Source organism: Ruegeria sp. HKCCA5763 (genome assembly GCF_013034545.1).
In the GTDB taxonomy this organism is placed as follows: domain Bacteria; phylum Pseudomonadota; class Alphaproteobacteria; order Rhodobacterales; family Rhodobacteraceae; genus Ruegeria.
On sequence record NZ_WQGF01000009.1, the window covers coordinates 226,364 to 233,711 of the forward strand.

8 protein-coding genes, 1 tRNA gene and 1 pseudogene are annotated in these 7,348 nt (G+C 53.7%); 6 read left to right on the forward strand and 4 right to left on the reverse strand.

What is annotated here, in order from left to right; genetic code table 11:
- Positions 1 to 91: 91 nt before the first annotated feature.
- On the reverse strand, positions 92 to 559 hold the full coding sequence (locus tag GOV89_RS16405) for a hypothetical protein (protein ID WP_171238653.1): 468 nt from the start codon (positions 557 to 559) through the stop codon (positions 92 to 94).
- Between the two features lie 212 nt (positions 560 to 771).
- Between GOV89_RS16405 and GOV89_RS16410 the strand changes: the two genes are divergently transcribed.
- Together GOV89_RS16410 and GOV89_RS16415 are read left to right on the forward strand one after the other, a co-directional pair.
- The gene (locus tag GOV89_RS16410; protein ID WP_171238654.1) at positions 772 to 978 is read left to right on the forward strand and encodes a hypothetical protein; all 207 of its coding nucleotides are present in this window, start codon (positions 772 to 774) and stop codon (positions 976 to 978) included.
- Between the two features lie 235 nt (positions 979 to 1,213).
- On the forward strand, positions 1,214 to 1,408 hold the full coding sequence (locus GOV89_RS16415) for a hypothetical protein (RefSeq protein WP_171238655.1): 195 nt from the start codon (positions 1,214 to 1,216) through the stop codon (positions 1,406 to 1,408).
- Between the two features lie 246 nt (positions 1,409 to 1,654).
- Here the strand turns inward: GOV89_RS16415 and GOV89_RS16420 are convergent, their stop codons facing one another.
- The gene (locus tag GOV89_RS16420; protein WP_171238656.1) at positions 1,655 to 2,914 is read right to left on the reverse strand and encodes a hypothetical protein; all 1,260 of its coding nucleotides are present in this window, start codon (positions 2,912 to 2,914) and stop codon (positions 1,655 to 1,657) included.
- 426 nt (positions 2,915 to 3,340) lie between these two features.
- On the opposite strand from GOV89_RS16420, the gene GOV89_RS23105 reads away from it, so the two are divergent.
- A complete protein-coding gene (locus GOV89_RS23105; RefSeq protein WP_371810647.1) occupies positions 3,341 to 3,436 on the forward strand; it encodes a hypothetical protein in 96 nt (31 codons plus the stop codon).
- 935 nt (positions 3,437 to 4,371) lie between these two features.
- The gene (locus tag GOV89_RS16430; RefSeq protein ID WP_254451544.1) at positions 4,372 to 4,827 is read left to right on the forward strand and encodes a DNA polymerase; all 456 of its coding nucleotides are present in this window, start codon (positions 4,372 to 4,374) and stop codon (positions 4,825 to 4,827) included.
- On the opposite strand, the gene GOV89_RS16435 is transcribed toward GOV89_RS16430, so the two are convergent.
- Complete coding sequence (locus GOV89_RS16435; RefSeq protein WP_171238658.1) at positions 4,790 to 5,203, reverse strand: hypothetical protein; 414 nt, start codon at positions 5,201 to 5,203, stop codon at positions 4,790 to 4,792. The two genes, GOV89_RS16430 and GOV89_RS16435, sit on opposite strands and share 38 nt — an antisense overlap.
- A gap of 425 nt (positions 5,204 to 5,628) precedes the next feature.
- On the opposite strand from GOV89_RS16435, the gene GOV89_RS16440 reads away from it, so the two are divergent.
- Positions 5,629 to 5,704, forward strand: a tRNA-Thr gene (locus tag GOV89_RS16440).
- 164 nt (positions 5,705 to 5,868) lie between these two features.
- Positions 5,869 to 7,074: an integrase arm-type DNA-binding domain-containing protein gene (locus tag GOV89_RS16445; RefSeq protein WP_171235721.1), complete on the forward strand. Its 1,206-nt coding sequence runs from the start codon at positions 5,869 to 5,871 to the stop codon at positions 7,072 to 7,074.
- A 77-nt stretch (positions 7,075 to 7,151) separates the two neighbouring features.
- Here the strand turns inward: GOV89_RS16445 and GOV89_RS16450 are convergent.
- Positions 7,152 to 7,307 (reverse strand): annotated as a pseudogene (locus GOV89_RS16450) (DDE-type integrase/transposase/recombinase); the annotation flags it as partial.
- Positions 7,308 to 7,348: the final 41 nt, after the last annotated feature.

Sequence of the window (7,348 nt, forward strand, 5' to 3'; positions counted from 1 at the left end):
GTCCTTGGCCCACGGGCCGTAAAGCACCGACTCATATACCATTGCTCAGAACATTTGTCCTGTAAACCAAAAACCCGTCCATTAGGTAATGTTATGCAAATTCAATGTCTTGGGTGTGATGATGCAGAGCCAGCGCTGTTTCGTCATATTCGACCTCCATGCCTTCTCTGACGTAGAGATACGCGGCCGTCCCCAACCCATAAGCGCTGACCGGCAGCACGTATACGTCGAGGCCAGGCGGTAGGTCAGCCCGCCTTCTCAGGCCCACTGGCCCGTAGTTGTACGACACAATCGCAACCGCGCTGTTCCGGCATTTGAAGTGATAAGCATGGTCCAGCGCTGGGTGCCATGCGTCATAACATTCGTGCGGGCCAACGGTGCCCCTCGTGAGGCTATAGAGCGGAAAGCGCTTACCGCCGGGTATACCGTTGCCAATGGGTCTTATGTCATTATCGCGCCCGATGGCCAAAGCATAAGACGCGGCTCTGTCCTGTGGTGTGTTCAGCGCCAACACGGCCTTCCCGACCGGCGGTAGGTTCAGGTGGTTCACTTGTGGCATGGCGTGTGGCTCCTTTTCGTCAAATCCTGAATTAACCATTCCACAGAAATGAGTGAAAATAGAAATGGTATTACTTATTTACAGTGAATTTTCCAAATCGCGGCGAATTGCCATTATGACAGTTACTTTGGCAAGAAGCCCACAACTTCGCCACTTCTTATCAGCGCTGATGTGTGTTTGGGTAAGGCTCCACACTAATAGGAGACTCCGGAATGAACAGAAATAAAGAGTATAAGAGAATGGCCAAGAAAGTGGCGCTCGATTTGCTGGGTCTGGAAGAGACCACTAATCCCAAAACTGGTGCATTCAGTCTAAACGCAATTAAGAAGATACGCGACCGATATGCTGAAGATCCTCTTTATGCCACAATTCTGGATGATCTTAACGTTAATATGAGCGTAGTACAGCGCGGGCATTGATTGCTCTAATCGGCCTTTGCTGCTATTTTCAATCAAACCCCGAAGTCGTATAAAAGTGCTATCTTGTTTGGTGACACATCAAGAAGTCGTATTGCGACGAGATTGGCCGGGGCATTCGTGCTCCGGTCATTTTCCGTTTAACAACCTTAGCCTGTTAAATAGGTACCCTTAAGAATTTACCGGCGGGCCGAATTGGTAATTTAATTGTCACGTCACCAGTACAGGAGAACCCCAAATGACAAATGAAATGACAGCACAGCCCCAGCGCTATTGCGAGATTACGTTGGCAGGTCTGGACGGTCCACAGGCCACGTTCCACGGTCAACTGTACCGGAACGGTGAGCCGTGGTGTTTCACACCCGAGGCCAAACCGCTGGACGAACTTGTGGCTGACCTGAACTCGGTCGGCGTGCGGGACATTACAATATGACGGCGCAATCAGCGCTGTGGTTGAGCCGCTGCTGCAAGAGATCGGCTGGCTTACCATGTCCCAAGTTCACTTCCCGGCGGAGTGTAGAGCGATGATCCTTGAACGGGCCATTCCACGTGAAGAAGGCAGTAACTCTCGAGGATGCTGGATCGCAGATGGCCGCGACCGAAACACACATGGAGTGTGTCGCCCATTTCAATGGTCGCGGCTGCGTGCAGATCATCTGCGATCACGGGATAATCGGCATCAATACCCACGACGAGATCGCGGCGACCTTTTAAGGTTCGCATTCCACGAATGCCTAATGTATTTCCAAGGATACTTCCGCGTATGATCCCGCTCCTGTAAGGCGGTGTCCCGTGCCTGTAAGGCGGCATCCCGTTCCTGTAAGGCGGCATCCCGTTCCTGTAAGGCGGTGTCCCGTGCCTGTAAGGCGGCATCCCGTTCCTGTAAGGCGGCATCCCGTTCCTGTAAGGCGGCATCCCGTTCCTGTAAGGCGGCATCCCGTTCCTGCAAGAAAGTGACAACGCGCTTAATGGCGTGCTCAAAAAAAATGAGCTTCAATTCACTAAGGTCGAGGGGGTTGTAAGGCGCGTTGTTCGAATGAGCAGCCTTCGGCATATCGATGATCGTAGGCGGCGCACCATAGTCTTCGATCAAGGCCTTGGCCGGTGACAAGAGCTTGTTCCGAATGGTTGTCATATCCTGTTTGGTCAGCGTTTCGACGACTTTGCGCTGATCACCTGAGTGCAGTTGGTTATAAATGCTTTTTACTAGATCGTGGCTGTATAAACGCGGCAGACCATATTGCAGCGATAGGTCGGCAAGAGTGGATGACGTATCGCAAAATTTACGGGTGTGCCCTACATTGAAAGGGTCGTTACTGGCCGCATCCACGAGGCCGTCCACGGCCTCTTGGTTCAGTTCGAGCGCCTCCAGAAGGGTTTTGATCAAGGTTTTCCCGTTGGATGGCGGGAACGGAAGCAATCGCACCGTCAACTCTGGATCTGCCGCGAACGCCTTGTGAAGGTTTTGCAGATGGCTAAGATAGCGATCTGTCCAGACGCTGATACCCTCTTCGACAGATACTACGCCGCGCCCACTGCTGTGTTCCTTCTGCGAAAAATTGTAAGGCAGCGCGTTCTCGGAGGCCCATGAAGCGACGAGGTCAACGTTGTTGCGCAAGTATAGGATGACAACACGGCGCATATTGTTAAAAACCGGGTGCTGCCAGATCTGCGGCCTGCCCATCAACCCCTCTTCCGAGATCAGGATACGCGAAGCAGGACTTGCCTCTACGTACCTAGTGACAACATCGGAGTCAAAGTCAGCGGTCATAAGGTAATCTGCATTTGCCCAACGGGGCAGATCCAATCGAGGGGGTTGAAATTGGATATAATCTACGTCTGCACCCAGCAACGCTTCACGGTGCTCATAGCAGAACTTCTGCAACCCGGTCGAACCCGTTTTGACCGTGCCGATGTGGAAGTATACGGTCTTCGTCATGCTTGCCAATTTGTCAATCCTGCAATTTCCTCAGTGATTGTTTAATTCGGAATTCTTCGTGGCTTCTAGTTCACCATCTTCGATCTTGATACAAAGAAAATCGATATGGGCCGGTGCACGCTGATCTTTTTGAAGATCGTCTGCGATTAATCTGCGAAGCGCATCTTTCCCTTCACGAGTTGTCTCAAGAAAGTATTAACTCGTTTGATGTGATGCTGCTGCCGCGGGTGGTCTAGGAGGTCGGCAATACCATTGTCTCGCAGCCCTGCCCGGAAATCGTTTTGGGCGGTGGCCTCATCTTTGTCGAACAATGCGACGGCCGCGCTGCGCAAGCCAATCACATTCAGCTTTTCGAATGGATGATCATGCAAACCGATAGCAGTATTCATCCAGTCCAGAACCTCTTCTTTCGAAGCGTCCCGGAAGCTGGAAGGGGCTACTGCGCGAACGGCGGCGAGGTCTTTCACAACAAACACGGCAGCGTTAAATGCACCGAACTCAGGATCAGGGCGGCCCAAATAGGAGAATGCTCCCATACTCTGATACTTGGCCATAGAGCAGGCTATCCATGGGTGGAAAGGATGAAAATAATCTTGCTGGTAGAGGACCGTGTCATCGGCGAAGTAGGGAAAGAACTTGTCATAAACCGCATCCATCAGACTTGTGCTTTTTAAAACATCTAAGAACGCTATAGATATTTCGGGGCCGGAGAAGTGAAAATCTCTTATATCTCCAAGGTTAAATTGGATTGTATTGTGCCGATCATCGACAAGCGACTTCAGCATTTCGCCGAAATTTTCCCCGGCATGGAACTCTTTTGACAGGATCTCGGTCGCAAACTGGGAGCTATAGTCGCTGAAGCGGCCATATTCGTAAGTATGAACTGACGGGTTCGCGAAGCCGCCATCCTCGATTGCACGCAAAAATGCCTTTGTCGACGCTCCAAGGAAAGCGCCAGCGTCGATTATTGTTGAACCGTCTCGATAGTGGTCGCGCGTCAGGTTACAAAGGGCACGCCGCTCCGTATCCGCTATCATTCCGGGATGCTTTAGTACATCGTCCGGGGCGTCGCCGTGCCCCGCGGCGAGGAGGCCAGACTGATCGGCGGTCAAAGAGGGGTGTTGCGACATCGGCATAGTGCGTTGCTAAATCCATGATTCACTGACTAAGCCAAATTAGAGCATTTTTCGTGTCTACTGCAACCGCTGCCCGACGGCAAGGTCGCGGTGCCAATCCGCGACATGGGTAAGTAGGTGGGTTTTCAGGTCGTCTCGGATATCGAAACCGACCTGGTAGGCAGGCACCACGCCGTTTCGGGTATCAATCCCCCCGATCACCGATCTGTCTTGATAGAAGGCGTGGTGCTGAGCGCCCGCTTGATTGTCTCCTAGGCAACACGGGCTTCCCATGATGCCGCTGTCGACCTCATTGACGGATTCTTCGACGCGTACCCTAATCTGAAACGCTGGCAACGTGACCAGGAGCGCCAGACCCGTCGCGGCGGCGACGTTAGCACCATCGGCGGTCGGCGTTGGCTGTTCCGCTGGCGGTCACGCACGCCGGACGACAAAGGCTTCGATGAACTGGAAGACTGGCAGGTCGACGACTGGCTGGACGGATACGAACGCAACTTCGCACTAAACCACCCCGTTCAAGGCACCGCGGCCGAAATCATCGGCGTCGCCCTTGTTTACGTCGGCGAAGCCTTGCGCCACCTACCAGCCTGCATCGTTGCGACCGTACACGACGAACTGGTCATCGACTGTGCGGTCGACCCGCAAACCGTCCGCGCTGTCCGTCGCATCCTGAAAGCCAAGATGACCCGCGCCTGGTTGGAATTCCTCCCCGACGCGCCGTTCCGCGGCGTCGTTGACATCACCACCGGCCCATGTTGGGGCCAGCAGCTGGAGTGACCAACAATGGCACGCGAAAGAACCCATACCGAAACTGTCTGCCCGCGCTGCGATGGGCCAGCGACACACACTGTGTCCGAAAACGATGGCTGGACCTATGGGCTTTGATCGCGCCGTTGCCTGCGGTGGACAAGTCGCCGTGTTCGTCGAGGTAAGCAGTCAGCCGTTCGATCTCCAAATCTGCTTTGATGACCAAGCAAACCTGCACTAGCTCAGCGTCTAGCCATTCATCAGCGGGCCTTGCGCTGGTGTACTGCATCCAGAGGGCATGTTCGCGCGGTGTTGAGATTTCATAGCCGACCGGAACTTGCACACCTGCTGCGGAGGCTTGAAAGTCGGCCACATCTTTCAGTAAGGGTTTCGTGGTTTTTGCCATAAAACATTGATAAACCAAGAAACTATTTACAAAATAGCCACTAAATGCAGTGGTGGGCTTCTGGGCCGGAACTTGCTGCCTACCATTGTCGTGACCCCCCTGGACGGTTCGACTTCCCCCGTCATTGTCTTAGGCACCCCGCCCCCTTTCACGACGGTCCTGCCCCATGTAGCGGGGCCGAGCAGGTGTGTAGCGCTGGCGTGGCGTGGCTGAGCGGGTGAGATGAGAAGGGTGGCTAGTGGTTGGCAGCGCTGGTACTTGCATCTCCGGTGATTTGCCGTCATTTAGCTATGGACAGACAAATGCGCGTGAGATAAACGACAAAAAAATCGAAGGTACCATAGACAAACATTAGCTAAATCCCATGTAATAGCGATTGCTTGGCATTGTGTACGGAGATAATAGTCGTTTAGTATCAACGGCTTGCCCCTATAGCTCAGCTGGTAGAGCAACTGATTTGTAATCAGTAGGTCCGCGGTTCGAGTCCGTGTGGGGGCACCACTTTAACATCCAGTTGCGTCCGATTTTGACTGATAGTAGCTTGTAGTTGCAGGGTTTCTACCGTCGGATTGTCCGATGTTGTCCTGCCACGTGCGCTGTAATCTACCCCCAAATGGGGTACCAAATTGGGGTACATGCCACCTGGTGACTGGAAGGTACCCCCAATGCCTGTCTTGAGCGACGCACGGATTCGGGCTCTGAAACCTAAGGAGAAGCCCTACAAGCAGGCCGATTTTGACGGGCTTTATTTGCTGGTGAAGCCGAACGGTTCGAAACTCTGGCGCTTTAAGTATCGTTGGCTCCAAAAGGAAAAGCTGCTGGCGCTGGGCAAGTATCCTGAAGTGACACTGGCCGATGCGCGACGGAAACGGGACGACGCCCGCAGCCTGATCGCAAATGGCGAAGATCCTTCCAGCGTGCGCAAAGACAAAAAAGCCAGAGAAGAGGCAGAGAACAAAGCCACTTTCTCCAAGTTGGCGATAGAACTGCTGGAAAAGAAGCGCAGCGAAGGCCGTGCCGAAGCAACGCTGACTAAGACCGCCTGGTTTCACCGGCTACTTTCCGCAGACATCGGGAAAATGCCGATCACACAAATAACAGCACGGGATATTCTGGTTCCGCTGCAGAAGATGGAAAAAAAGGGCAATCACGAAAGCGCCGTACGGATGCGGTCTGCTGCCGGGGCCGTCTTTCGCTATGCCATCGCCCTGGGACTCGCCGATAACGATCCGACCTATGGTTTGAAGGATGCCCTGATCAGGCCCCAGGTACAGCACCGCGCGGCAATCACTGATCCGGCGCAGGCCGGTGCATTGCTACGGGCTATCGACGGGTTTTCCGGTCAAAGAACGACGCGCCTCGCATTGCAACTGCTGGCGTTGACTGCCCTGCGCCCCGGAGAGTTGCGAATGGCGGAGTGGGATGAGATCGATGAAGCCAGAATGGCGTGGACCGTTCCGGCACATCGCGCCAAGATGCGGCGGCCTCACACAATACCGCTGTCCCGCCAAACCTTCGATCACTTGAAGGAACTGCGCGACCTGACGGGCTGGGGCAAGTTACTCTTTCCATCGGTACGTTCATCCAAGCGCTGCATGAGCGACAATACTTTGAATGCCGCGCTGCGCCGCATGGGGTATGAGAAGGACGAGATGACGGCGCATGGCTTTCGGGCAATGTTTTCCACATTGGCCAATGAATCAGGCTGTTGGCATCCGGACGCCATTGAGCGAGCACTCGCCCATGTGGAAAAGAATGAAATCCGCCGGGCATACGCACGCAGCGCACACTGGAATGAGCGAGTTGAGTTGGCACAGTGGTGGGCAGATCAGCTTGATACGATGAAGAAGGAAAAACTGGGACATGATTGAATGTGAACAGGCCCCGGTAAAACCTGCTGAACACTTGATGCAGGCTTGGATCTATCAGAACAGTTGGTCTCTTGAAGAACGGTGACACTGTCACAACCTGATGCAGCCAAAGCGTCTTCCAGTGTTCCTGTGACATCGTCAGCTTTCATCGTGGTGCAAAGGCGCCAAGAGACAACGTAACGGCTGTAATCATCCAGGATCGTAGACAGGTAGAACCAGCCCCATCCTCGAACATGCTTTTTTTGAGCAGCCGGTTCTCAAGGGTCAGGTCGGC

Excerpts from the sequence above, each read along its gene's own strand:
- GOV89_RS16405 (WP_171238653.1), bottom strand. The coding sequence starts at position 559 with ATGCCACAAGTGAACCACCTGAACCTACCGCCGGTCGGGAAGGCCGTG.
- GOV89_RS16410 (WP_171238654.1), top strand. The coding sequence starts at position 772 with ATGAACAGAAATAAAGAGTATAAGAGAATGGCCAAGAAAGTGGCGCTC.
- GOV89_RS16415 (WP_171238655.1), top strand. The coding sequence starts at position 1,214 with ATGACAAATGAAATGACAGCACAGCCCCAGCGCTATTGCGAGATTACG.
- GOV89_RS16420 (WP_171238656.1), bottom strand. The coding sequence starts at position 2,914 with ATGACGAAGACCGTATACTTCCACATCGGCACGGTCAAAACGGGTTCG.
- GOV89_RS16435 (WP_171238658.1), bottom strand. The coding sequence starts at position 5,203 with ATGGCAAAAACCACGAAACCCTTACTGAAAGATGTGGCCGACTTTCAA.
- GOV89_RS16445 (WP_171235721.1), top strand. The coding sequence starts at position 5,869 with ATGCCTGTCTTGAGCGACGCACGGATTCGGGCTCTGAAACCTAAGGAG.